Source organism: Mesorhizobium sp. M1A.F.Ca.IN.022.07.1.1 (assembly GCF_003997575.1).
Taxonomy (GTDB): domain Bacteria; phylum Pseudomonadota; class Alphaproteobacteria; order Rhizobiales; family Rhizobiaceae; genus Mesorhizobium.
The window spans coordinates 1-1,406 of sequence record NZ_RZST01000617.1 but is presented as its reverse complement, the minus strand read 5'-3'; the positions used below and the strand labels follow the sequence as shown (position 1 = coordinate 1,406).

The 1,406-nt window shown below is 65.0% G+C and carries 1 protein-coding gene and 1 pseudogene; both read left to right on the top strand.

Annotated features, from left to right (window positions below; all coding sequences use genetic code 11):
- Nucleotides 1–1,218 (top strand): beta-ketoacyl-ACP synthase (locus EOA75_RS32800; protein WP_127326133.1); only part of this gene is annotated, 1,218 nt, incomplete at its 5' end.
- A gap of 38 nt (nucleotides 1,219–1,256) precedes the next feature.
- Nucleotides 1,257–1,406: pseudogene (locus EOA75_RS32795) on the top strand (NADPH:quinone oxidoreductase); the annotation flags it as partial.

The following is a 1,406-nucleotide window of genomic DNA, read 5'->3' as shown; positions in this document are numbered from 1 at the left end:
GGCGTGGTGACTTCGCTTGGCGTCGGCAAGGCCGACAACTGGGCGGCGCTGACCTCAGGCAAATCCGGCATCCATCCGATCACCCGTTTTCCCGTCGATCATCTGAACACCCGCATCTCCGGCATGGTCGATTTCCTGCCGTCGAGCTCCAAGGGTGCCAGTCCCCTCACCTACGAGCTGGCCGAGACGGCCGCCCAGGAAGCGGTGTCGGAGGCCGGCCTCGATTCCGGCGATTTCGGCGGCCCGCTCTTTCTCGCCTCGCCGCCGGTCGAGCTCGATTGGGCCGACCGCTTCTCGCTCTACAATTCCGACAAGAAGGAAAGCGGTTCCGAGAGATTGCTGCGCGTGGCGCGCGGACTGAAGGAGCTCGGCATTTTCGAGACCACCCAGTTCGGCTCGATCGCCGATCGCCTGGCCGATCGTTTTGGCACGCGCGGCCTGCCGATCACGCTGTCGACAGCCTGCGCGTCAGGCGCCACCGCCATCCAGCTCGGTGTCGAGGCGATCCGCCGCGGCGAATGCGACAAGGCGCTGTCGATCGGCGCCGACGGTTCCGCCACGGCCGAAGCCCTGATCCGCTTCTCGCTGCTCTCGGCGCTTTCCACCCACAACGACATTCCCGAAAAGGCCTCGAAGCCCTTCTCCAGGGACCGTGACGGTTTTGTCCTTGCCGAGGGTTCCGGCGCGCTTGTGCTGGAATCGCTGGAGGCGGCACTTGCCCGGGGTGCCACTATCCTCGGCATAATGCGTGGCTGCGGCGAGCGCGCCGACGACTTCCACCGCACCCGCTCCAAGCCTGACGGTTCGCCGGCCATCGCCGCGGTACGCGCCGCCCTTGCCGATGCCGGCTTGAGCGAAGACGAGATCGACTACGTCAACGCGCACGGCACCTCGACGCCGGAAAACGACAAGATGGAGCATCTGTCGCTGTCGACCGTGTTCGGCGAGCGGATCGGCTCGATGCCGATCTCGTCGAACAAGTCGATGATCGGCCACACGCTGTCCGCTGCCGGCGCGGTCGAGGCCGCGTTCTCGCTGATGACCATGCGCGAAAGCGTCATCCCGCCGACCATCAATTACGACAATCCTGATCCGGCAATCGTGCTCGACGTGGTGCCAAACAAGAAGCGCAACGCAGAGGTCGGCACGGTTCTGTCGAATTCCTTCGGCTTCGGCGGCCAGAACACCTGCCTTGTCATGGCGCGGGAACCGGTCTAAGCGGACGTTTTCCCGCTTCCAAAGTACCGACAGGCCAAATGCGCGCATTGCAACTTATCGAGGACCGCCGCCTTGAAACGGTGGACCTTCCGCCTCCCCCGCCGCCTTCGCAAGGTGAAGTGACGCTCCGCATCAAGGCGGTGGCGCTCAACCATATCGACGTCTGGCGCCGGCGCGGCATGGCCCTC